Raw genomic sequence first — 23,515 nt, forward strand, 5'->3', positions numbered from 1 at the left:
AATTTAAAAATCTAAACCTATACCAAAGGCGAGTCGGTAATCGTTCTTCTTGGGGCTGATACCGTCGGCATCGGCAGTGGGGTATTGGGTATAATCCCAAATAAAGTCGATATCTAAATCTAGATCGTCGGTAATATCAATTGCTAGGTTGAATAAGTTGTGATGTTGATAGCCGCCCACTTTACGTTGGGTCAGGGTCATTTGGTAATCGTGGTTAAACTCGATATCACGGCTTAAGTCATATTCCAAACGTGAGCTAAAAGACACACCGAAGCTACTTTCGGTGGATGAGCTTCCTTGGTCTACTTCATCAAAGCGAGTTCGTTGCCAAGAAGGGCCCACAGCCAGCTCCCACTCTATTTCATCCTGTTCTAATACGATATAACCCACTTGAGAAGCGAGCTGAGATTGCAGCCTGATATTTTTTAAGGGGGCGTGGTAAACGTCGGCTAAGAGCGGACGAAAGAACCAATCGTGAAATTTATATAAATCATGAGAAAGTGTCAGCCGGTGATTGCGCGCAGTGGTTTCGCTGTTGGAGGCGGAAATTACTCCAAGATAGCTGGCACTGGTGCGGCTTAGCGCGGTTTTTCTCTCACTGAGTATTTTGCCATTGATTTCTAAGGTATTGGTATTGCCTCGCGCAATATTGGCACTGAGTGCGGCTTTGTTTTGCCAACGGTCTGCTTCTCGCTCAGCCACTTGGTAGACTGAAATAAGGTCTATTTTGTTCGTATAATGGGTGTGCTCGCCAATAATCGTGACCTTATCTTGGTCTATCATCAAACGCCCCATTACCACTCCAAGGCCGCGTAGGTTAACCTGGTAGCGCTTAGCGGTGCGCAGTCGGCGAATATCTTTCATGTCTATGGTTAAATCGCCTAATTCATCACTGTCGAACAACAATGCTTTTTGGTAAAGCTCTTCTACTTCGCCTTGGATCACCTCGCCGGAATCCAATTGCAACCAGTCTTTTTTATCGTCTAATTCAAGTGCGCTGAAGTAATCCTGCTGGAATTGTTGGCTATAGCTAAGCTTCGGCTCGGTTGCTTGGGAAGGGGGAGCGGCACTGGCTTGGAAGCATAAGCCAGTGACGAGCAGTAATACCAAATAACGCATTGAGAACTGACTACTCCATTTAGTCATTGTGGTCAGCTATTGATAGTAGCGGCTTTTTACTGATTACGAAATAAGCACTTAACATTTCTAGATATTTTGTTAAATCTGTAAGCTTATTAAATAGTGTTTTGTCGTCGGTACGGCAATGTTTCGGCTTATTCTACTTGCGCATGACGCATCCATTCTCGATATTGCTCGGCACCTTCTTCTCCTTCAGCCGGAGACCAAGGGGCAAAATCCTCGGCTGGCGTTGGGCTATATGCCCCTTGTTTAATTTCTAATCCAACGGTACCGCTTTGCATGCAAACGTAGCCATGCCAAGTATTGGGAGGGATCTCAATCGCGCGGTTAGTTTCAGGAGACAGACTATGACGTTGACTGAGTTTTCCATGTTCATCGAAAATCAGCAAATCAAGTTGCCCTTGTAGTACCAAAAATAGTTCCCATTTATGGGCTTCACTATGGCGATGAGGCCGCATGTAAGTGCTTGGCTCGGTTGCAATAAATAGGCGTTGTACTGCGGCGTCTAAGCTTTCGTGAAGGTTGTGGTGGCTGCGTTGGCGAGGCGCAGCTTTGGCTTGTTGGCTAAATTCGGAAAAATCTTGAGAGCTGATGATCTTCAACATGAACGGGCTTCCTGCTAGTGTGGCCTTGTTGGGGGGCGAAGGTTGATCTTGGCATATTTTCTAATGGCCAACAAATTTTGCTTCGCGACTAAGGCGAATTTATAGAATCAGTAAACAGGACATCAAAATGGCTATTATGACGGGAAGTTGTTTGTGCGGAAAAATTCGTTATCAAGTTACTCAGTTGGAGCCGCAGATGGCGCATTGTCATTGTTCGATGTGTCGCAAGTTTCATGGAGCTGCATTTGCCACTTATGGCGAAGCCAAAGCCGAAAATTTTCGTTGGTTAAGCGGTGAGGCCTTATTGCAACAATATAAGGCGGATAATGGCACTGTGCGCCAGTTCTGCCGAGAGTGTGGCGCTAGCTTAAGTTTTGCTACAGCGAATGATGACGGCAGTGTGATTGAGTTTAGTTTAGCGACCTTGGATTGTGATATTGATGCGCGGCCTGATGCGCATATTTTTGTTGGCAATAAAGCCAATTGGTATCAGATCTGCGATACATTACTTCAATTTAAGCAGGCTAGGGAATAGCGTGAGCAAGCTTTAAGCGTCTAGCCTAATAGTCTTGTGGTTTAACTTGTGAGTTATAGCTGGACGCTCTAGAGTATGCCCATCGCTATAAGAGGAAAACCCGTGGCCGAATTTAAACAGTTTAATCAACGTAACGCTAAGGCTTATCAGCAACAGCGAAATTTAATTAAGCAAGTGCTCGCGGGTAAGTCGCGTTGTTGTGAGCACTGCCAACAAGCCTTGTTTGTGGTATTGCCCGGTCAGTCAAAGCCTGCCGGTATCTATTGCGCTAAGGGATGTACGGCAATCGAATTAGAAATGGCGGCCCCAAGCTCTTAGTCGCGAGGCTGCTGACGGCGATCTTGTTCTAAAAACTTCAAGGCTTCTTGTATCGCGATTTTAGTTTTTTCCACCAGTTGGGCGCGTTCTTCGTCACTTATCGCACTAAGCACATCCACATCGTGGCGAATATAGCGAGGCGGAAGGCGGTTTAACACCAAGCAACTTAAATCCTGTAAGGTATCGGCATCATATTCTTTAGTGATTTCCAAATGATGCAGCTGTTCACCAACCAGATACTCAGTAAAGTTATGAATTTCCTCTGATAAGCGCATTTATATATCCTTAGTTAGGTGTCTATGTTGAGCTTATATAAGAATAGTCTGAGCCGCCACTAGCGGGCGGCTAATTGTTATGGTTGTTGGATGGAATTCACATTTAGTGCGTCATTGTACAAGGCTTCGTACTGCCATACCGATTGTTGCCAATTAAAGCGCGACAACATAGCCCGGTGGCGCATGGCTTGAAACTCCTCTGGATGCTCCAAGTAAAGTAACAGCGCGCGGCGCAAAATATTCAGTAAGTCAGCAGGCTCGGGATCATAGAATATGTGGCCAGTCGCTTGCTCTGGCTGTTCATCATAATCGTTAACGGTATCTTTTAACCCGCCGACACCGCGCACTATGGGTAAAGTCCCATAGGCTAGGCTATACATTTGATTTAAGCCGCAGGGCTCAAATAATGAAGGCATTAGGAAGAAATCGGCGCCGGCTTCCACCAAATGAGCGAGTTCATTGCTATAGGCGTGAATAAAGCGCAGTTTATCTGGCCACTTTTGTTGCAAGGCTTCTAGTTCGGCCACGATGCCACTGTCACCGGTACCGACAATGATGACTTGAACTCGATGGCGTAGGAATTGCTCTAAAGCGGGTAGCAGTAAATAAAATCCTTTTTGCTCGGTAAGACGACATACCATGCCAAAAATAGGGACATCGAGTTGAGCTAAATCGGTTTTCACTTGCAGCGCTTGGCGACAAACGCTTTTCCCGCTCAGGTCGCTACTAGAGTAGTTGGCAGGAATAAATCGGTCGGTAGCGGGATCCCAATCGGAATATTCACAGCCATTTAAAATGCCCACTAAATCGCTGCGGCGTTGCTGAAAGTAATCACATAAACCGTGCGAACCCAAGCGCGTCAGTAGCTCTTCTGCATAGGTGGGGCTTACCGCGTTGATTTTATCTGCAAAACGGATCCCCGCTTTGAGTAAATTAATGCAGTTGTAACCGTCTAATATTTGGTCGACTAAACCGTCGGCTAAGTCTTCAAGCAGCTGAAACTGGTGTTTTTCAAAAATACCCTGAAAGGCGGCATTATGAATCGATAACACCGATTTACTGTTGCAGAAGAAAGGGTGATGGCCGTATTTTTGCTTGAGTAGGTAAGGTACTAAGGCGGTGTGCCAGTCGTTACAATGGAAAATGTCTGGCTTAAAACCCAAGGCCTCAGTAACTTGAAAGATAGCGCGCGAGAAAAAGGTGAAGCGTTCACCGTTGTCGTCGTAAGCAAATTCGCCTTCGCTATACAGCTGGTCGCGTTCAAAATAATTGTGCTGTTGAATTAAGTAAACGGGCACATCTTCTAACATCAACTGGTAAACGGCATAGTCGATGTCTTGGCAATCGTTGCCCGTGTGCAGACACAAATCGAGCAGTTTTTCTGCTTCATCGTGACGATTAATGGTCTTGTAGAACGGCATGATAATTCTAACATCTTGGCCGTGTTCTTTTAGTGCAAGCGGAAGAGCCTTGGCAACATCGGCGAGACCACCGGTTTTTGCGAGGCTTTCAACTTCTGAGGCAAGAAACAGAATCTTGACAGGATGGGCTGTCACAGAGTACTCCTTAACGATTAAGGCACCGAAGGGTGCCTTAGATGATGCTCATATTATGTGGTTATTACTTGTTCATTTTCAAGCCAAATTATGCTTAAAAGCCAACCTTGGCATTTTTAGCAATTACCACGATTCCTTCTGGAGAAACGGTAAAGCGTTTGCGATCGTCTTCTATGTTCTCCCCAATGATGGTGCCGGGGGCAATTTCTGCGTTTTTATCGATGATAGCTCGACGAATTTGACAGCCTTCACCGATGCGGCAGTTACCGATTAAAATCGATTCACTCACCACTGAGCCTGGTCGCACGTGACTTCTGAAACCAAACACGCTGCGATTAACCTCCGAGCCAAGAATAAAGCTGCCCGCAGAAATTAACGATTGGCTTACGCTAACTTTTTTGTCGCCTACATCTTTAAAGGTGGCAGGGGGAAGTGGTGGGTAATGGGTGTGCAGTGGAAACTTGGGGTTATACAGTGAGAATGGAGGTTCTTCTTCCAACAAGTCCATATGCGCGGCCCAGTAGGAGTCGATGGTTCCTACATCGCGCCAATAGCCGCTAGCTGATTCACCAGCAATTTCGTTTTTGGTGAAGTCATAGGCAAATACATTACCTTTGGGGTAGAGTTTAGGAATAATGTCGTGACCAAAATCGTGGTTTGAATTAAGGTCGTCGGTATCGGCTTCTAAGGCATCTAACAATACTTGGCGTTCAAATACATAGTTGCCCATTGAGGCTAAAACATGGTCTGGGTCGCCAGGAATGGTTTTAGGGTTTACCTTGGGTTTTTCTTCAAAGCCGATCATGCGACCTTCTTCATCCACCTCGATAATACCAAACTGGTCGGCTTGTTCCTTAGGCACTTTAATGGCGGCAACCGTTAGGTCGGCTTTATTGTGGCGATGCTCATCTACCATTTGTCGCACATCCATCTTGTAGATGTGGTCACTACCAAAAATACATACATGCTCGGGTTCGTTAATCTCAATGAAGCGAGCGTTTTGATAAATCGCATCGGCTGTACCGTCGTACCACCGTTTGCCTACACGCATTTGTGCGGGTACCGCATCAATAAATCTGTCGGTAATAATGCCAGACAAATGCCAAGCTTGGCGTAGGTGGATGTTAAGAGACTGAGATTTGAACTGGGTAAGTACGTAGATTTTGAGAAAGTCTGAATTGACAAAGTTATTTAGGGCGAAGTCAATAAGCCGATAACTTCCTCCAAAAGGGACCGCTGGCTTGGTGCGGCTGTCGGTCAAGGGGTAGAGGCGAGTACCTTCTCCACCTGCGAGTATCATTGTTAAAATGCCAGCCATAAGACCTTTACCTCTAAAGTTATGTTGGAATTGAAATCGTTTTCAAAGTGGCTTGGCTTAGTGTCCTTATATTTACCTTTGATGTAAATAGTCAATTAAGGCTTTTGTTAATCCACATTAAAAAAGACCGTTTTATACACAACAGCGTAATATTTTAAATTTTTTGTTGTCGAGCTTGGTTTCATAACGTGAGAAGTGCTGCTTAATTAGCGATTCATACTGCAGAAAGCTATTGGCCACTATCCATAATTCGCCGTTCTCTCTCAAATGTTGCTTAGCTTGAGCAAGAAAGGTTTCGGTAGTTTCATACTGAGTTGCTATACCGGCATGAAACGGTGGGTTACTTACAATAAAATCAAAGCGCTGCTTCACCTCACTCAATCCATCAGAAGCAATTACTGTTCCAGCGATAGCGTTTTCTTTTAAGGTGGCTTGGGTGCTAGCGATGGCGTAGGCACTGACATCGAGCAGACTAATTTGAATGGGGTAAAGTAGCGCTTGGCTTGCACCAATAATGCCCGCACCGCAACCAAAGTCGAGCACAGCGCCGTGCATCGCTGGTAGCTGTTCTAAGAGTAGTTGGCTACCTTCGTCGAGTTTGCCGTGATTAAACACTCCCGGTAACGATTTCACCTGTAAGGTTTTGGCGGGTAGTGCTACTTCAAAATGCTCGAACCACGGCTCTAGTTGGAAGGCTGGCACAGTTTGATTAAGAGTGCCAAAGTACAAACTACAGCGTCTGGCGCTGTCAATTTTGTTGAGTTTTATGCCATAGCTGGCTAATAGTTTTTCGCAACCTTTAACCCCACCTCTATTTTCACCCACCACAAAAATTTCTGCGCCTTGCTGCAATTGCGGCAGAATGCAGGCGAATAAATAGGCTGCTTCTTGTTTGGCTTTAGGCATGAAAAACAACAACGCATTGCTGTTTTCCTGCAACTGAGCTTGAGCACTAAATTGGCAACTGAGCTTAGAATGAGATTGCTCAGAGAAATATTGGTAGTGGCCAAAATGATTACAGCAAATTTGCAAGGATGCGACTTGCTCTAGCAATTGCAGAGGGTAAGCATCGGCCAGTTGGCCCGCTACAACGAGGTGTTGTTGCTCAAATAGATTGTCGTGGCGTTCAAGTACTTGGCTGGTGGCATGTAGCGTTGTATTCATAAGGTTTGCTTACTGGCAATAATTGGCGGCAATAATAAAAAGTTTTCAACTAAAAGGCTATCTCATCACAAGATATGCGGATTTATTTTTCAGCTTACTTGACTTTTAGTGAAAGCTAAGGAAACTAGCTAGCACTAAATTTGATTTATTGAGACAGTAATGCAGCCAATTTCGTTGAAACTTAAGAAGTATAAACGGCCCGAACTAAAACGCGGGTGGTTGATGGCTGGGTGTGAATAAATCGAAAGTGTATTTTTGAACCCGGCCACTGTGACCGGGTTTTTTTATTTTTGAAGTGAGAGATGGAGCGGGCATGTTTAAAGGATCGATAGTCGCGTTGGTAACTCCCTTTATTGAAGGTGAGGTAGATTATGCCGCGATTCGCGAGTTGGTTGAGTGGCATATTGGTCAGGGCACGCACGGAATTGTGCCCGTGGGAACAACGGGAGAAAGCCCAACTTTAACCCATGACGAACACATTGCCGTGGTTAAAACGGTAGTGGAACAAGCTAAAGGGCGTGTGCCTGTTATCGCCGGTGCTGGGTCAAATAACCCCATCGAAGCTATCGAATACACCAAGGCGGCTCAACAAGCGGGAGCCGATGCCACCTTGCATGTGGCGGGATATTACAACCGCCCAAATCAAGAAGGCTTATACCAGCACTTTAAGATGCTGCATGATGCTACCGACATTCCGATTGTTTTATATAACATTCCACCTCGTGCCGTGGTTGATTTAAGCCCGGTAACCATTGCTAAGCTTGCTCAACTACCACGTATTGTGGGAGTTAAAGATGCCACTGGTGACTTATCGCGGCCCTTGTTTGAGCGCCAGTTAGTTGACCAAGATTTCTGCTGGTTAAGTGGTGAAGACGCCACGGCGGTGTCGTACAACATCAGTGGTGGCCAGGGCTGTATTTCGGTGACCGCTAACGTGGCGCCTAAGTTATGCGCACAAATGCAGCAGGCCACCTTAGATGGTGATTATGCTAAAGCAAGGCAGATTCAAGATAAATTGATCCCCTTACATCAAGTGATGTTTGCTGAGCCTAGTCCGGCTGGTGCTAAATATGCGATGTCGCTATTAAATAAATGTCAGCCAGATTGCCGTTTGCCAGTGACAGAATTATCAGAGACCACTAAAACACGTATTAAAAATGTGATGCAAAGTTTAGAGCTTATCTAAAGACTCTAAGCCGATGTTAAAAGGTCGAGCTTGCTCGGCCTTTTTTATGCTTGGCTTATAAGCGATTTGCTTAACGGCCTTGCTATACTCAGAGCAGAATCAACGACAAGGAAGTGTGTGTGGCGGAGCTAGATTTAGTAAGCTTTTTTCATGGAATAGTTGAACCCGACAGTGGCTATTGGCTCTATCAAGCCAGCGATAGCAGCGTATCTTTGCATTACCCATGGCAACATACTCAAGCTCAGCAACTTCCTCTAGAGCAGTGGCTTAAAATGCTCGACAAGCGCTGCCGTGGCGCCTTTCAGCAAGCTTTGGCGAACAGCTTACGCCAACAGCAAGCGCTGGTATGTCATTATTGCCATAGCGAGGATGAGTGGTTGCGGCTCAATGGCGTGCCGATGCAGATCCAACAACAAAGCTATTTGTTGGCTAGTGTTTTGCCACTAACCATGCCGGTGATTACCGATGAAACCCAATTACGCGATCCACAAACCGGTTTGTTGTCAGCGACCTTGTTTCGTCAGTTGTTAATTCAGGCTATTCGTTTGAGTCAGCGTAACTATGAGTCTTTTGTAGTGTTGAGTCTTCGTTATCGCGCTAGTGACTTGTCTCTGGTGACCGCCATTATTGCTCAAGTATTGCAGCAGCAACTGCGTCGCTCAGATAGCGTAGGCCGATGGGAAGACAACGAACTGTTGGCCTTGCTCTACGGTACTAGTGCTAATTCGGTGAATTTGGTGGTGGACAAACTGCGTGATGAGCTACAAGCGCAGTTAGTAGGAGTGGGCTTAGAGGAATTGCAACTCGGTTGGACCAGCTATCCTCGTGATGGAGAGAGTGTTGATAGCTTGCTGGCGCGACGCTTGGAACAGAGCGAGCCCTTAGCTGATTAACTCAAACAGGCAGCTTAAGACTACCTGTTTATCGAATACAAGTTATTTGGCCTGACGTACTAAGCTAAGGCTATTTTTTAGTATCCCTAAGTTTAAGTTTTGTTGCTGCTCAGGCTCAACAATAATTCCATTAGCATCACTAAAGGCGGGAACTTGCCCTGCTTCTGCAATACCGCGGCTATCTATGTATTTAGCCATGCACTCCTTTTTGTGAATCCATAGTCCGTATTTGTTATTTGTTATTTGTTTTGTGTTTTTGTTGAATTTATATCTTTTTTGCTTGGTCTAGGCCCTAGCCAGTATTTCAGGACCGCGTCGGCCTTTTTCTTCCATGTACTGGTAGTACAAACGAATATGAGTGGCTGCTTGGTCAACGCTGCGGCCCATGGCTTCGCGGATCTGCTTGCGATTAGCTTGTTTGGCATCATCACTATCGCGTAGTTGGGTTGCGCTCATGCCGGGTTGTACGTCGTTATTTCCAAACACTGGACTACCGGGATTGCTCATTTGTTTTTGCGCGGTGAATTCGGTAATGGTTTGTCGAGGGGCGGTATTTTGAATACGCTGACGCGCCAGATAGGGCGACTCATAGGATGCGACTTGTAAATTGTAATTAACCTGCATAATCGCGCTCGAAATAAAAGTGAATGGCGTTCATTAAGCCCCTTATCGGCCGAGTCTTAATAAACTTTAGCTGCAAGCAAGGTAATGGGCAATGTGCGGGTTCGCTGGCGCTTGTTGTAACTGTTCTACGCTAGCAAACTGCTGGGTTTGCCCTTGCTCAACAAAGGCGACTCGCTGTGCTACGCGCAGGGCATCTTGCCATTGATGAGTTACCATCAATACCGCTAACTGATATTGCTCAGCCAGCTGTTTTACCAATTCTAAGCACTCTAGACGCAACATTGGGTCAAGTGCGCTAAAGGGTTCGTCTAACAATAATATTGGCCGGTTTTGCACCAAACAGCGGGCTAGTGCGGCGCGTTGTTGTTGCCCGCCCGAGACTTGGTCGGGGCGTTTATTGAGTATTGATGCTATGCCGAGTTGCTCGGCGATTTGCATCATTTGTTTTTGTTGCTTGGCATTCAGCTTGAGCTTTTTACTCAAGCCGAGGGCGATATTCTGTTGCAGTGACAAATGATGAAATAAGTTGTGTTGTTGAAATAAGCTAGTCACCGGGCGTTGAGCAATAGGCAGTGCTAATAAGCTTTCTCCTTGCCAATTTAAGTCTCCAGCAGAGGCTGGGATGAAGCCGGCAATCAGCTCCAATAAGGTACTTTTACCGCTACCGCTGGCCCCTAGCAGGGCGACCACTTCGCCGGGATTAACTTCCAGCGAGTAGTTAAAATGATGAAGCTGGCGTTGGCATTGTAGCTTAGCGATGCTCAGCATGGTGTCGTCCTAGGCTAATATCGAGTAGGTAAAAAATCAGGCCGCAGAGCAGTAACATGATTAGCCCTGTTGCACTGGCCGAGGCATATTGATAACTACTTAACTGCTGAAACAGTAATAGTGGCAAGGTAGTCACATCAACGCTGCCAATCAGCGCAATAACCCCCATATCACCCAGAGATAATACCATACACAGGCTCAGCGCTACGCTTAAGGGCTTGCGCAGTAGCGGCCAATAAATGAAACGTAATTGGCTTAAGGCGGGCAGGTTTAAGCTTTGATTGAGCCGGCCATATTGTTTAACGGCATCGTTTAGCGCCGGCTTAAGGCTGCGCATGTAAAACGGCAGGCTCATTAAGGCGTTAATCAGCGCCACCAAGGGCACGGTATAGCGGCTAATATCGCCACGCGACATCAACAAAAAAAATAGTCCAGTGGTGATCACCATGGCTGGAGCGAGCAACATCACAGAGGCCAATAGCTCTTGCCCCTTATGCCGCTTTATGCCCTTGTTAAGGCCAAGGTTACTGGCGTATTGCCATAGCAGCGCCGAACCCAGTAAGACTACCCATAACACGCTTTGTCCGGCAATACTCAAAGAGTACAAGCTACTGCTTAACCATTGCTGCCACGGTAAGTCTCGCCAGTTTAGTTCGCTTAAGGGGCTAAACATGCCGGCCATCACCGACATAATGAAGCCGTAATAGGCCAATATTATTAAGTAATGCAGTAGGCGGGCAGCTCCGCCAAGCACTGGAGTTTGTGTTAGGTTTTGTTGGTGGCGAATTGTGTCTTGTTGTTCGCGACCGAGTAATAACCAACCTAGACTGGCTGCTATCAGCAATTGCAGCAGTGCGCATTGTAGGGCAAATAGCGGGTCAAAGTCATAGCGTAGCGCTTGGTAGATGGCTACCTCTAGGGTGGTGCTCTTGGGGCCGCCGCCCAGTGCGAGTACGATGGTGAAGCTACCAAAACACAGCAGTAATACTAAGGCAAATAAGCCGGCGATGCGGTTACGCAACATTGGCCATTCTATCAAGCGCCAGTAATGAACTTGCTTAAAGCCCAACTGTTTACCCTGTCGCCAATAGCTGGCGGGAATGGCTTGGTATTGTAGATAAGCATAACGTGCCACTAAGGGCATGTTGAGAAAGCTATGTGCCAGCAAAATGCCGGGAAGGCCGTATATTTTCCAGGAAAATGGCGATAAATGTTGTAAAAATCCATTTGTGCCAAAGCTACCAACGCAACCTAGCACCACTAAAATCACCGGGCAAACAAAACACAGATTAGCCAAACGCAATTGCCAATGAATGGCGCGAGCGGGTAGATAGAACCAAGCGCGAGCGACTAATATGCCGCCCATACAAGCCAGTAAGGCAGACAATAATGCCTGCCACAGACTAAAGCGTAATACTCGCCATAAATACACGTCGTTAAAGGCTTGCCAGCTTAAAGCCGAAGTTTGTTCGGCTAATCCCCAGAATGCGGCTAATACTACCAGTGCTAAAAATACACTGGCGCTATAGCCTGCAATTGCTGCATTTTGCTTCATGTCGGCTTATTGGCTCACCGCATTACGCCATTCTTTGATCCAGTTTTTACGTTGCTGGCTAACCGTGTTTTGCTCAATGCTTAAGGCTTTAGGCTGAATTAAGCTAGAAAAGGCTGCTGGTAGTTCTGCGTTGGGGTTAACTGGTAGCATCCAGTTGCTGGTGGCAATAATTTGTTGTGCAGGGGCACTTAACAAAAAGTTTAAAAATTGTTGTGCCAGTTCGACTTGCTGGCTGGTAGCGCTAATTGCAGCGACTTCTATTTGGGTCATGTGGCCTTCGCTAAAAGGCAGCGCCTGATAACGATGCTCCTGTTCGGCCACCATGTGGTAAGCAGGCGAGGTGGTATAACTTAATACTAAATCGGCTTCTCCTTTAAGGAACATGCCATAGGCTTCGCTCCAGCCTTTGGTTACGGTGACGGTTTTTTGTTGCAGCTTGTTCCAAGCTTGGGCTGCGTCATCTCCATACAAGGCTTTAAGCCATAACATTAAACCTTGTCCAGGAGTGCTGGTGCGAGGGTCTTGATACAGCACGCTGCCCTTAAAGTCGTTAAGTAGCTGCTCCATGGAGGTCGGCTTGTCTTGCAGAATGTCGGTATTATAGATGAAGGCAAAATAGCCGTAATCATAGGGAATAAACTGCTGGTCTTGCCAATCTATGGCAAGTTTGGGGAGCTCGAGTTGATGATCTTGCACCGCGCCAATGGCTTGAGTTTCAGGAATAAGGTTGGTATCTAGGCCCAAGATGACATCGGCTTGGTTACGTTTACCTTCCAATTTTAAGCGGTTCAAAATGGCCACGCCGTCGTCTAAACCGAGCCAATTAATGGTGCAGTCGCATTGTGCTTCAAAGGCTTCGCTTAGTGCAGGCCCCGGCCCCCAATCAGAAACGAAGCTTTGGTAGGTATACACGGTGAGTTGTTGCTTGGCTTGAGCGCTTGCGCCCAACACACTAAGGGTACAGCAAGCTAGCCATAGCCATTTTTTCATCTTACACTCCTTGAACATTTACTTAAGACCCTGTGGGAAGCCACTTTGCTCGATTCTGTACTGCCTTCAAGCCTGGTTCAGCAACTACAACAACACTTAGGCCGCATTTTAAAAATAGACCGTTTTGCGGCTGGACATCAGCATTCATGGTTATTGCTCACCCAAAGCGAGTCTTGGGTATTAAGACTTAATCAACAGCAGCCTTGTTATGGCTTGGATTATCAACGTGAATCGGCTGTATTACAACAGCTTAAAGGGCAGCCGTGGATGATTGAGCAACATCCGCTCAGTTTAGCGGGCGATTTTCTGCTGTACCGTTATCAGGCGGGACAAGTGCTGAGTGATTTAAGCCAGTTTTCACCTCAGCTATGGCAACAGCTGTTGCAAGTGTTAGGCAGCCTACCTAGCTTAGGTAAAGGCTTGCCTGAATTTGATATGTGCCATTACCTACAGCGCTATTTATTAGATATTACTCACCCTGCGGCACAACATTTTAAGCAGCAGGCCTTGCGCTGGTTTGCTGCTCAGTCGTGGCCAAGTGGCCGCGCTTTTAATCATCACGACCTACATTTAGACAACATGCTGCTTGGCCCTCAGCAACAGTTACTGCTATTAGACTGGGAGTACGCCGCCACCTCCATGCCCGGTTGGGATGCCGCCAGTGTGGCTCAGCGCTGCCCGGTGAATGCGCAGCAGCGCGCCGATTTAATTGCGCTTAGCGGTTTTTCTGAAAAGTGCTTTAGCCAATTAGAAGTGGCAGTTGAGCTCTTAGACTTAGCTTGGTATTGGCAATATCAACCTAGTTACTCGGCCTTAGCAGAGCGCAGTGAAGGCTGGTTGGCTAAGTTAAGTGCTAGCGGTGTGAGTTAATGGTGTTCTAATAAACTGCTGGCCAACTGGGCAAAGCCCCAACCACCACTTTTTTCGGTGATGTAAGTTGGCGCATGACTTAAGTCTGCAATAAAAGGTTGCACATTGGCGACTCCGACACTGGGCTTAAACTGCTGGAACATGGCCTCATCATTGCCAGAGTCACCAATAAATAACGCTTCATCCAGCTTAATGTTTTTTGCTTTAAGCCAGGCCAAGGCGCCGCTGGCTTTATTGTGCTGTCCCATCCAGAGATTAATATGTATCGAGCTTAGTTGGGCTTGCACGTTTTGTGATTTAAGCCAGCCTGTTGCGGCCTTAGCTCTAGTGATATCGACTTGAGCCGCTTGAGCTATGTCTAGTGCAACATCACTAATTCGGTAGGCTTGGTCTTGAGCAAAGTGAATTTCTGGGAATTGTTGGTTTAGTTGGGTGGCGATGTCTTTAAGCTGTTGTTGTTGCTGCTGCATTTGTAGCTGAGGTTTGAGTAAATGTAGCTGGGTATAACCGCGAGCGTGTTGTTCCATCCAGAAGGCCCCATTTTCGCCGACAATATAGCGAATAGGGAGTATTTTTAGTAGGCAATCGCACCAGCCTGCACTGGCTCCAGTGACTGGCACCACGCTTATTCCTGCATCGCGTAATGTGAGTAATGCTTGAAAGGCGACGCCTGGCAATTCACCTTGCCAAGTTAACGTATCATCAACATCACTAAATAATACTCGTGGTTTAAATGGAAAGCGCTGTGGTAGGGCTAAGGGTTGCTGGATTTTTTGGCTTGAAGTGATTGGCATTACTTATTTAATTCCCGCACTAATGAACGATTGGATGAATTGGCGCTGGAACATTAGAAATACCAGCAGTAAGGGCGCGATGGAGATTAGGGTGCCTGCACAAATAATTGGCCAGTCTACCCCCGATTCTGGCGCTCCAAAGATGGATAAGCCAACAGTTAATGGGCGGCTATTATCGGTATTGGTCACCACCAGAGGCCATAAGAAATTGTTCCAATGATGACTGATAGAGACCAACGCATAGGCAAAATAGGTAGGCTTGGCCAGAGGGACGTAGACTTTCCAAATGATTTGCAGCAACGAGCAGCCTTCTAGCTTGGCGGCGTTTTCTAGATCTTTGGGAATGGTTTTAAAGCTCTGGCGCAGTAAAAAAATGCCGAAAGCACTGGCAATGTAGGGCAAGGCTACCGCTGAGTAGCTGTCAATGATCCCGAGGAAAGACAGTGTTTGGTAGTTTTCAACAATTAAGATTTCTGGCGTGACCATCAGTTGCAGAATGATCAAACTAAATATGAGTGCTCTACCACGAAAAGCTATGCGGGCTAAAGCATAAGCCGCAAGGGTACACACTAGCAGTTGCCCCGCTAAAATAAGGCCGCTGATCGCCACGGTATTGATGATGTAACGGATAAACGGCGCCTGCTGCCATGCTCTTTGAAAATTAGTTAGTTCTATGGGCGCTAGTAGTTCAAAACGAGTGGTGAACTCGCTGCCATGAAACGCGGCCCAAAAAGCATAGACTAATGGTAATACCCATAATATGCCTAATAACCAAGCGGCGATGTTGGAAAATATTGTTAAGCTATTGCTGTTAGTCAAGGTAAACCTCAATCATTCTTGGTTAAAAGCTATTGGTAGTGCACCTTTTTTTCGACCAGTGCAAATTGAATTAGCGCCATGATCATGAGTAAAACCAGCAGTACCACAGTGAGTGCGGAAGCATAGGCGGTGTCGAAAAAGGCAAAAGAGTTTTCAAAGATGTAATAAAGCAGCAGGTTGGTGGCGTTGTTGGGGCCACCTTTAGTTAAAATGAATAGGTGATCCACGAGTTTGAACGCATTTAGCACCGCATTGACCAACACAAATAAAGTGGTCGGCATTAGCAGGGGAAAGGTAACGCGGCGGAAGATGTACCAGCGTGAAGCATTGTCTAAGGCCGCCGCTCGATAGAGGTCGGGCGATATGGTTTGCAGCGCAGCCAAATAAAATATCATAAAGAAGCCAGCTTCTTTCCAAATACTCATAGCCATAAGGCTATACAGGGCAACGCTTGGGTCTCCTAACCAATTTACGCCACTGCTGCCAAACCATCCCAGTATTTTATTGAGTATGCCAATTTCCGGGCTGTAAAATAGCAGCCAAATATTGGCCACTGAAATCATCGGTAACATGGTTGGGGTAAAGTAGGCCAAACGAAGCCAGGCTTTACCTGCAAGCTTTTGATTAACCCACAGTGCCATGCTTAAGGCGATGGCCAGAGAGAGCGGAACTGTAATTAAGGCATATAGAAGATTATTTTTTAGTACCAGCCAAAATACCTCATCGTCCAGCAAAAAACGGTAGTGTTCACTGCTAAACTGCTCACCCATTTGTACACCATAGCCAAATAAGCTACGCCAAATGGTGTTGCTAATAGGGTAGTAAGTAAAGCAAACCAGTAGCACTAAGGCGGGGGCGAGTAGGCACCATGCCTGGACTTGTCGAGAGTGAAACATCTTTGCTCCTGATGCCAACAAAGAGCGGCTGGGCCGCTCTGTTGATTGGTGGCTATTGATAACGTTTAAGGATCCGTTCAGCTTGCTGCTGAGCTTTACTTAAAGCTTGTTCGGCGCTGAGCTGATCTGACAATACAGCCTGAATCGCGTCATCCAGCGTTTTACGTACTCTGCCAGCTTGGTGGGTAGCTAACTCCGCAGTAGCATAATCTAGCTGGTCGCGGGCGACTGCCGCCGCGGGGAAATCGACCACGTATTGCTGTAGTTCCGAGGTTTGGTAGGCGGCAGGGCTGACACCCATATAGCCGGTTGAGATACTCCATTTAGCCGCTTGCTCCGGAGATGTCATGAAGCGAACCAGTTGTAGTGCGGCTTTTTTCTCTGCTGGCGAGGATTTTTTAAAGATGTAAAAGTTGCCTCCTCCAGTGGGGGAGCCTAACTGTTGCTGAGCAGGTAACATTGCTACACCAAAATCAAATTTGGCATTGTTTTTAACTGCGGTTAAGTTACCGGTTGAATGCCACATAATCGCGGTTTTTTGTTCCAAAAAGTTTTGGCGTAAAGTTCCCCACTCGATGGTGCCGCTAGGCATTATTTGATATTTGCTTCCCAAATCATGCCAGTAGTTTAACGCCTCCACCACTTTGGGGTCATCGAAATAGGTGCGATTGCCCTGTTGGTTCATCAAGGTTTTGCCTTGTTGCTTGGCTAGAGCACCAAACATCCAATAGGGGTAACCCGTTGAAGGGATCATCACTCCCCATTGGCTTACTTGACCGTTGTTATCACGTTTGGTGAGTTGCTGACCCATTTCAATCAGTTCGTCCCAACTGCTAGGAGCCTTCTCTGGGTCTAGCCCAGCTTCACGGAATAAATCCTTGTTGTAATACATAACAATGGTGGAGCGCTGGAAAGGAATTCCGTAGGTTTTGCCTTCCACCATGCTGTTTTCCATTAGGGCAGGGTAGAAGCTAGTAAGCCACTGCTGCTCTTCTGTTGTGGAGATTACATCGTCAAATGCGACGATGGCATCCAGGTCCATTAGTTCATGAACATCGATGGAAAACATGACGGACAGTTGAGCGGGCTGGCCACTGTTTAGTGCAGCCAAGGCTTTTACTCGTGCATCGTTGTAGTTACCGGCATAGATTGCATTGACATCAATGTCTGGGTGGCTGGCCTCAAACTCTTCAATCATCGAGTCGACTACCTTGGTAAGGGCTCCGCCGACAGATACTGGATAATACATAGTCAGTTCAGTTTTGGCTTGGACGGTAGTGGATAAGACCAAGCCGAGTAGTCCGGTGCTAAGGCACTGCTTTACATTTACACGCATTATGTTAGTTCCTTTAAATAGCGGATTTTAAGTTTGTATAAGAGCTGGCCAAGCGTTGGCCGTTAGTGGAGCAAAAAGAGTGTTCTTTATTGGGATCCCAGTTGATCTTTAGTTGACTACCGGAAGTAAGCTGTTGTTTTCCCGACACCGAAAATTGAACGTTATCTGCGCCTCGATAGGGACCATCGCTGATACTGACGTTGAGAATGGTACTTGGCCCTTGGTAATCACAGTGCTGGACGCGTACCGGATGTCCTCGCTCTGCTAGTTGAATATGTTCGGGTCTTACTCCCAAAATTCCTTCAGCATGGGGTAGCAGGTTCATTGGTGGATGGCCGATGAAGGCGGCCACAAAGGTGGATTGTGGCTGTTGGTAGAAACTTTCTGGGCTGCCTTGCTGTTCTATCTTTCCTCGGTTGAGCAAGATTATATGGTCAGCCATACTCATCGCTTCCACCTGATCGTGGGTTACGTAGACAACGGTTAAGCCTAGACTTTGTTGTAAGCGACGAATTTCGCTACGCATTTCATTACGTAGTTTACTATCGAGATTGGACAAGGGTTCGTCCATTAAACACAGTGGCGCTTGTGAAACAATGCTGCGTGCTAAGGCCACTCGTTGGCATTGTCCCCCGGAAAGTTGCGCCGGTTTTTTGTGCATATGCTGCCCTAGATCGACTAATTCTAAGGCGTGTTTGAGACGTTTTTGTTGTTCGCTACGGGCCATTTTTCGGGCTTTAAGCCCAAACAAAATATTCTCTTGCACCGATAAATGAGGAAACAGGGCGTAGGATTGAAATACCATCGATAATTGGCGTTGGCCAGGGGGGAAGTGAGTGATGTCCTGTTGCTGAAGTTGAATTTTTCCTCGGGTGGGGTGTTCTAAACCAGCAAGCATATTTAAAGTGGTGGATTTTCCACAGCCGCTAGGGCCTAACAGTGCGACAAACTGGCCTTGTTCCACTTCGAAGTCTAGTCCTGCCACAGCGATTTGTTGCTGGTAGTGTTTAGCCAATCCACTGGCTCTGAGAAAGCTCATAGTTGCCTCACATGCTGGCTTAAGTCAGCGGCTGGGGGAGTTTCGGTATGGACTCTGATACTAAGTTGGTGGCATAACTCAGCGAGAGGTGCGTCTAACTGATTGGTAAAAAAACGGTCGATTTGTTTCAGGTGACCGCTTTTTAGCGGAGCACTGCGCAAGTACTTGTGGTGATCTGCGATTAAAATCCGTTGCTCACAGTTTTCTAATATCGTCTGAGTTAGGTGGGATTCTTCGGGGGAAAAGTCTAATAGGTCACCTTGAGCCGAGATCCCGCCAGTACCACAAATGCCGTAGTTCACCTGAAATTTACGAAAGTAATTGGTGGCATCTTCCCCTACCACATCTTGGTCGGTGGCACGAATTCGCCCCCTACCATATAGGTTTGAATGTTGGGGTTGCAGCATAGGGCAACCGCAGCATTTAGATTGTTTGTCACAACGGTTAAGCCCGGGTGATGCAGTAATTGCAATGCTAACTGTTGTGGAGTTGTGCCAATGCCTAAAAATATACTGGCTCCTTCGGGGAGAAACTCAGCCAAGTTAATGGCAATCTGCTTTTTTTCTTGTAGGTGAATGACTTGTCGATTAGAAAACGATAAATTGTGACTTTGGGTTGGTAGTTGGATGCCCCCATGCACACGGTTGACTAGCCCTTGTTGGTTTAACTCATTCAAATCTTTACGAATGGTTTGCACAGATACAGCAAAATGTTCAGTTAATTCAGTGCTGGAAACATTTCCCGCATTTGCTTTTAACAGCCTTAGTATTTCAACCTGTCTTGGTGATAGTTCCATCTTCGTAAGAAACCTTTAGTTCAGCATTGTTTGTTCGAACGAAAGGGTAGGTTTTTCGTATGACTTTTTAGTGAATGAAAATTGACAGCTTGATGACAGCATATGGCGCCAAGAGTTTCGAATAAGGATGTATAGCAGCCTAAGGGTTATTCGACTCAGCTGATATTTGCTTTAAAACTTTTCAACTTATATTTTCAGTTACTAAATGAAGTGTTTTTAATTTTCGCTGAATAAAGCTATCAAGCTAAGGAGTCGCGAATGCAGGTGAATAATGCGGTGGGACAGCGAGTAAGCAGTCAGTTAGGAGAGTTAGAGTTACTGCGCTTGTTAGGCAAAGGTAAGTCTGCTTACTCTTATTTGGCCCAGGGGCCTGAGCAACAGTATGTGGTGAAATTAATGCATGCTGAGCCTTGTCCGTATTATGATTTTGGTGATAACAATAAGGTGGAGCTGGAACAGGCAGCCTACGCTAGGCTGAAGGCCTCTGGTATTGCTATTCCTCAGTTGTTGGACGCCAATCCCGAGCAAGCTTATTTAGTTAAGGAGTTCCTCGAAGGTGACTTGGTCACCGACTTGGTGATAAGGGATGCATTACCTCAAACTTGTGTTCAACAGGTTTGTCAGATGGCTAAACGGATTAAAGCGCTGGGCTTAAATATTGATTACTACCCAGATAATTTTATTCTGAATAAGGGCCGCTTGTACTACCTTGATTACGAAACCAATCCCTATGAAGAGCAGTGGGATTTAGCTCATTGGGGCTTGTACTACTGGGCGAACTCGGCGGGTATGAAAGCCTACAAGACCACCGGGGATGCCAGCGCCATTCACCAGCCGGTGGATTCAGCCAAGCCAATTACCGAACCGTTTTTAGCCACGGTTAATCAATGGCTGGCTGATTATGCTTAAGCCTTGAATAGCGCTTGCTTAGAGGCTGGCACTATCGTGCCAGCTTTAAATTCTACTCTTCAACCAGTACTTCGGCGCGCCAGTTGCCTTCACCTTCTTCACCCAAGGTCTCGGCTAAGTAGGGCAGTACGGTTTGCATCTCTTTGAGTAGCGTCCATGGCGGGTTAATCACTATCATGCCACTGGCGGTCATGCCAAAGTCTTCGTTGTCGTGGCGAATGCCTAACTCAAACAACTGAATATTACGAATGCCGCTGTTGCACAGTTGCTTCTCTAAGTTGTCGATACGGTAGCGCTCAACCACCGGGTACCACAGCGCGTAACTACCAGTGGCAAAACGTTTGTAGGCCTCTTTAAGGGTTTTCACCACCGTCTTATATTCATCTTTCACTTCATAGGACGGATCAATTAATACCAAGCCTCGGCGCTCTTTTGGCGGTAGCAGTTCAATCAGCCCTTGGTGACCATTTTGCTGGCGGATTTTGGCTCGTTTATCGCGCTGAAATAGACTGTTGAGCGGCGCTTGTTCACTAGGGTGAAGTTCGTGAAGGAATAAACGATCTTCACGGCGCAGCATCATTTTGGCTATCCACGGAGAGCCCGGATAATGCTGGCGAGTCTTCTCAGGGTGAATTTGGTTCACCAATTTGAGATAGTTTTTAACTAGCTCGGGTAAGTCATCGGCACTCCATAACTTGCCGATGCCGTTTTCAAACTCGCTTTTTTTCTGCGCCTCTGGACTGTTCAGGCTGTAGGCTCCAGCTCCAGCGTGAGTGTCGATGTAACACAACGGTTTATCTTTTTGAGTCAGATAGGCAAGAATGCGCTGTTGCACTAGGTGTTTTAGTACGTCGGCGAAGTTTCCAGCATGATAAGAGTGGCGATAGCTTAACAAAGTGTTTTCTCGATCTGGGGAGTAAGGGTCGCAGCCTAAGCTGCGAATACAGCGCTAGTCTAGGTAGAGACCCCTTAGATGCAAGTTTATTAGCCCAGAGCTTAGAAAAGCTGCGGGCTTGCTGGCGGTGAATTTTTTAATAACTTGGCCACTATGCTTAGGGCTTGATCGAGCTGCAAGTTGCTATCCGCTTGGCCCAAAGAGAGCCGCACCGCATTGGGGCTAGCTTGGTTATCTACCACAAAATGCTCGGCGGAAGCCACCTCAACGCCTTGTTCGCGCGCGGCGTTAACAAATTGGGCGCAGCGCCAACTGGCCGGTAGGCGTAACCAACAGTGCAGCCCGCCGTCTTGATAGTCATAGTCTAAGCCTGCTAAGTGGTGGTGGAGCAATTGTGCCCGTTGGCCGATTAAGCGGCGTTGCTCTACTAAGGCTTGGTCGGCATATCCCGCCTGTATCCATTGAACAGCGAGGTCGACCAACAGCGGGCTTATGTTCCAGCTACTGCCGCGAATCGCACTGTTAAATGCGGTTTGTAGGTGCGCGGGAGCGTGTAGGTAGGCGAAGCGCAGGCCCTTGAAGGCCCCTTTAGAAAAACTATTTAAGTAGATCACTTGTTGTGGCGCCATCTCAACCATGGTGGGAGGGCGTTGGTCGGGCAATAAGCCACATACGTCATCTTCAATAATGATGACTTGATGCTGGCGACAAATATCAATAATTTGCTGGCGGCGAGCTTCTGGCATGATGGCGGTGGTGGGGTTTTGCAAGGTCGGCGTTAAGTAAATCGCCCGCGGGCGGTATTTTTCTATCTGCCTTAATAAACTGTCGGGGCATATTCCATGCTGATCCAGACTTAGCCCTTTTAGTTCAATGTTCAGTTGCTTAGAAAGAGTGATTAGGCCGGGGTAACAAAGCTCTTCACAGAGTATCCGCTCGCCTACTAGTTGCAAGGCAATTAAACTCAGGTTTAAGCCATGTTGAGCACCATAGCTAAAAAACAACTGTTCTGGATTAAAGATCTGCTGCCCTTGATTTAACCAAGCGCATACTTGTTCGCGCTGACTGAGTAAACTCTGACTGTAGTCGTTATCAAATAGCTGGTCTAGCTGCTCGCCCGCTTGGGCATAGTTTTGTAGTAAAGGTACTAAATGCGCCGCTCGGGCTTGGGTAAAGGCGCTGTTTTGCCATAAGCCGATGTGCTGTTGGCTGCTCTTTAGGCTGCCCCATTGTTGCTGGTAATTGATGGCGGCTTTGACATAACTACCGCTGCCCGTTTTGGATTCGATTAAACCCTGCTTTTCCGCTTGAGCGTAAGCACGAGTAATGGTGCCTACGGTAACACCGAGGTGTTCGGCCAATTGCCGCTGTGGCGGTAGTTTGTCACCCGCCTGCAACTGTTGCTCAGTTATTAAAGCACGGATTTGGGCAACTATCTGAGTAGCCTTGTTTTCATTGTTATCTAAGCTTTGCCAAATTGTCATCATGACAATAAACCTTTTGATCTCTTGTTACGGCTATATTAGCGTGAATATTGATGGTAAACGACGTTTTTTTGCTAATTTTGCTTAATTGTATCGATACAATTTAAAGGGGGGAGAATATGGATATTGCATTGTTTTCATCAATGCTGGTATTTGCGGTAGTGATGGCAGGGACTCCGGGACCAAATAATATGTTGCTGACATTTTCTGGGGCTAACTTTGGTTACAAGCGAACCTTACCGCAAATGGTGGGGATTCCGGTGGGGATTGCCAGCATGATTATACTCATGGCTTTGGGTTTGAGTTGGGTTTTTCAGCAATATCCAAGCATGCAATGGGGCCTAAAAATAGCCGGTAGCGCTTATTTGTTATATCTAGCGCTGCGTATTTTAAAGCAGAGTCAATTGTCACAGCAGCAGATGGCCAAGCCACTAAGTTTCTTTGAATCCTTAGGGTTTCAATATCTTAATCCCAAAGCGTGGATGATGACGTCATCGGCGGTGGCCAGTTTTGCTGTGGCGGGCGAGGCCTACTGGGAGTCTATAGGGGGGCTGGTATTGGTATTCTTTTTGGTTAATCCGGTGACGGGTTCTATTTGGGTGAGTTTCGGCAAGTTTATCGCGCGCTGGTTAAGTGCCCCTGTCGCCAGACAACGCTTTAACTTTATTATGTCTTTGCTTACTGCCGGCTGTGTGGTGTTACTGTGGGTATAATCAAGAGTATCGTTAAATAAGGCGGGAGCTCCCGCCT

Annotated in this window: 25 protein-coding genes and 1 pseudogene; 7 read left to right on the forward strand and 19 right to left on the reverse strand. The window is 46.7% G+C overall.

The annotated features are described in order from the left end of the window. Window positions 1-3: 3 nt before the first annotated feature. Both AR383_RS19310 and AR383_RS19315 read right to left on the reverse strand, forming a co-directional pair. Window positions 4-1,146, reverse strand: a complete 1,143-nt coding sequence (locus AR383_RS19310) for a DUF481 domain-containing protein (protein WP_083481700.1) — start codon at window positions 1,144-1,146, stop codon at window positions 4-6. Between the two features lie 128 nt (window positions 1,147-1,274). After that, window positions 1,275-1,745, reverse strand: a complete 471-nt coding sequence (locus AR383_RS19315) for a WbuC family cupin fold metalloprotein (protein WP_055734602.1) — start codon at window positions 1,743-1,745, stop codon at window positions 1,275-1,277. Window positions 1,746-1,872: 127 nt separating this feature from the next. Between AR383_RS19315 and AR383_RS19320 the strand changes: the two genes are divergently transcribed. Both AR383_RS19320 and AR383_RS19325 read left to right on the forward strand, forming a co-directional pair. Then, window positions 1,873-2,280: a GFA family protein gene (locus AR383_RS19320; protein WP_055734603.1), complete on the forward strand. Its 408-nt coding sequence runs from the start codon at window positions 1,873-1,875 to the stop codon at window positions 2,278-2,280. A 102-nt stretch (window positions 2,281-2,382) separates the two neighbouring features. Beyond that, a complete protein-coding gene (locus AR383_RS19325) occupies window positions 2,383-2,598 on the forward strand; it encodes a hypothetical protein (RefSeq protein WP_157051800.1) in 216 nt (71 codons plus the stop codon). Here the strand turns inward: AR383_RS19325 and AR383_RS19330 are convergent. The 4 genes from AR383_RS19330 to rsmC all read right to left on the reverse strand — a co-directional run bounded on the left by AR383_RS19330 (window position 2,595) and on the right by rsmC (window position 6,911). Further along, window positions 2,595-2,873: a late competence development ComFB family protein gene (locus AR383_RS19330; protein WP_083481701.1), complete on the reverse strand. Its 279-nt coding sequence runs from the start codon at window positions 2,871-2,873 to the stop codon at window positions 2,595-2,597. The two genes, AR383_RS19325 and AR383_RS19330, sit on opposite strands and share 4 nt — an antisense overlap. A gap of 77 nt (window positions 2,874-2,950) precedes the next feature. Continuing rightward, the gene (gene glgA / locus AR383_RS19335) at window positions 2,951-4,429 is read right to left on the reverse strand and encodes a glycogen synthase GlgA (protein ID WP_055734605.1); all 1,479 of its coding nucleotides are present in this window, start codon (window positions 4,427-4,429) and stop codon (window positions 2,951-2,953) included. Between the two features lie 94 nt (window positions 4,430-4,523). Next, complete coding sequence (gene glgC / locus AR383_RS19340) at window positions 4,524-5,747, reverse strand: glucose-1-phosphate adenylyltransferase (protein WP_055734606.1); 1,224 nt, start codon at window positions 5,745-5,747, stop codon at window positions 4,524-4,526. Window positions 5,748-5,879: 132 nt separating this feature from the next. Continuing rightward, window positions 5,880-6,911: a 16S rRNA (guanine(1207)-N(2))-methyltransferase RsmC gene (rsmC, locus tag AR383_RS19345; protein WP_055734607.1), complete on the reverse strand. Its 1,032-nt coding sequence runs from the start codon at window positions 6,909-6,911 to the stop codon at window positions 5,880-5,882. A gap of 313 nt (window positions 6,912-7,224) precedes the next feature. Here rsmC and dapA point away from each other — a divergent pair, with 313 nt between their 5' ends. Then, a complete protein-coding gene (gene dapA, locus AR383_RS19350) occupies window positions 7,225-8,097 on the forward strand; it encodes a 4-hydroxy-tetrahydrodipicolinate synthase (protein WP_055734608.1) in 873 nt (290 codons plus the stop codon). A 119-nt stretch (window positions 8,098-8,216) separates the two neighbouring features. Then, entirely contained in the window at window positions 8,217-8,990 is a 774-nt protein-coding gene (locus AR383_RS19355) for a GGDEF domain-containing protein (protein ID WP_055734609.1), read from the forward strand. 42 nt (window positions 8,991-9,032) lie between these two features. On the opposite strand, the gene AR383_RS21640 is transcribed toward AR383_RS19355, so the two are convergent. From AR383_RS21640 to thiB, 5 genes are all read right to left on the reverse strand, one after another. Continuing rightward, window positions 9,033-9,188 carry a hypothetical protein gene (locus AR383_RS21640; protein ID WP_157051801.1) on the reverse strand — a complete coding sequence of 52 codons (156 nt, stop codon included), beginning with the start codon at window positions 9,186-9,188 and terminating at the stop codon, window positions 9,033-9,035. A gap of 87 nt (window positions 9,189-9,275) precedes the next feature. Beyond that, on the reverse strand, window positions 9,276-9,614 hold the full coding sequence (locus tag AR383_RS19360; RefSeq protein WP_055734610.1) for a hypothetical protein: 339 nt from the start codon (window positions 9,612-9,614) through the stop codon (window positions 9,276-9,278). Between the two features lie 66 nt (window positions 9,615-9,680). After that, window positions 9,681-10,382 (reverse strand): thiamine ABC transporter ATP-binding protein, encoded by a 702-nt coding sequence (gene thiQ / locus AR383_RS19365; RefSeq protein WP_055734611.1) that lies wholly within the window; start codon window positions 10,380-10,382, stop codon window positions 9,681-9,683. After that, window positions 10,366-11,937 (reverse strand): ABC transporter permease family protein, encoded by a 1,572-nt coding sequence (locus AR383_RS19370; protein ID WP_055734612.1) that lies wholly within the window; start codon window positions 11,935-11,937, stop codon window positions 10,366-10,368. Before AR383_RS19370 ends, thiQ begins: the two co-directional genes overlap by 17 nt. A 6-nt stretch (window positions 11,938-11,943) precedes the next feature. Further along, a complete protein-coding gene (gene thiB / locus AR383_RS19375; protein WP_055734613.1) occupies window positions 11,944-12,927 on the reverse strand; it encodes a thiamine ABC transporter substrate binding subunit in 984 nt (327 codons plus the stop codon). Between the two features lie 45 nt (window positions 12,928-12,972). Here thiB and AR383_RS19380 point away from each other — a divergent pair, with 45 nt between their 5' ends. After that, on the forward strand, window positions 12,973-13,797 hold the full coding sequence (locus tag AR383_RS19380) for a phosphotransferase family protein (RefSeq protein WP_055734614.1): 825 nt from the start codon (window positions 12,973-12,975) through the stop codon (window positions 13,795-13,797). Here the strand turns inward: AR383_RS19380 and AR383_RS19385 are convergent. The 6 genes and pseudogenes from AR383_RS19385 to AR383_RS22730 form a co-directional block, all read right to left on the reverse strand. After that, window positions 13,794-14,591: an HAD family hydrolase gene (locus AR383_RS19385; protein WP_083481703.1), complete on the reverse strand. Its 798-nt coding sequence runs from the start codon at window positions 14,589-14,591 to the stop codon at window positions 13,794-13,796. The genes AR383_RS19380 and AR383_RS19385 overlap by 4 nt on opposite strands. 3 nt (window positions 14,592-14,594) lie before the next feature. Next, a complete protein-coding gene (locus AR383_RS19390; protein WP_198150181.1) occupies window positions 14,595-15,410 on the reverse strand; it encodes a carbohydrate ABC transporter permease in 816 nt (271 codons plus the stop codon). A 29-nt stretch (window positions 15,411-15,439) separates the two neighbouring features. Then, a complete protein-coding gene (locus AR383_RS19395; RefSeq protein ID WP_083481704.1) occupies window positions 15,440-16,306 on the reverse strand; it encodes a carbohydrate ABC transporter permease in 867 nt (288 codons plus the stop codon). 52 nt (window positions 16,307-16,358) lie between these two features. Continuing rightward, window positions 16,359-17,642, reverse strand: coding sequence for an ABC transporter substrate-binding protein (locus AR383_RS19400; RefSeq protein WP_055734617.1), 1,284 nt, complete (start codon window positions 17,640-17,642; stop codon window positions 16,359-16,361). 13 nt (window positions 17,643-17,655) lie between these two features. Then, on the reverse strand, window positions 17,656-18,681 hold the full coding sequence (locus tag AR383_RS19405; protein ID WP_055734618.1) for an ABC transporter ATP-binding protein: 1,026 nt from the start codon (window positions 18,679-18,681) through the stop codon (window positions 17,656-17,658). Then, a pseudogene (locus AR383_RS22730) lies at window positions 18,678-19,477 on the reverse strand (DeoR/GlpR family DNA-binding transcription regulator). The gene AR383_RS19405 and the pseudogene AR383_RS22730 overlap by 4 nt, the downstream one beginning before the upstream one ends. 258 nt (window positions 19,478-19,735) lie before the next feature. On the opposite strand from AR383_RS22730, the gene AR383_RS19415 reads away from it, so the two are divergent. After that, on the forward strand, window positions 19,736-20,386 hold the full coding sequence (locus AR383_RS19415) for a BUD32 family EKC/KEOPS complex subunit (RefSeq protein ID WP_055734619.1): 651 nt from the start codon (window positions 19,736-19,738) through the stop codon (window positions 20,384-20,386). Window positions 20,387-20,438: 52 nt separating this feature from the next. On the opposite strand, the gene AR383_RS19420 is transcribed toward AR383_RS19415, so the two are convergent. After that, window positions 20,439-21,281 (reverse strand): 23S rRNA (adenine(2030)-N(6))-methyltransferase RlmJ, encoded by an 843-nt coding sequence (locus AR383_RS19420; protein WP_055734620.1) that lies wholly within the window; start codon window positions 21,279-21,281, stop codon window positions 20,439-20,441. Between the two features lie 101 nt (window positions 21,282-21,382). Further along, window positions 21,383-22,768: an aminotransferase-like domain-containing protein gene (locus AR383_RS19425; protein WP_055734621.1), complete on the reverse strand. Its 1,386-nt coding sequence runs from the start codon at window positions 22,766-22,768 to the stop codon at window positions 21,383-21,385. A 116-nt stretch (window positions 22,769-22,884) separates the two neighbouring features. Between AR383_RS19425 and AR383_RS19430 the strand changes: the two genes are divergently transcribed. Continuing rightward, a complete protein-coding gene (locus AR383_RS19430) occupies window positions 22,885-23,478 on the forward strand; it encodes a LysE family translocator (protein ID WP_055734622.1) in 594 nt (197 codons plus the stop codon). Window positions 23,479-23,515: the final 37 nt, after the last annotated feature.

This window comes from Agarivorans gilvus (genome assembly GCF_001420915.1).
In the GTDB taxonomy this organism is placed as follows: domain Bacteria; phylum Pseudomonadota; class Gammaproteobacteria; order Enterobacterales; family Celerinatantimonadaceae; genus Agarivorans; species Agarivorans gilvus.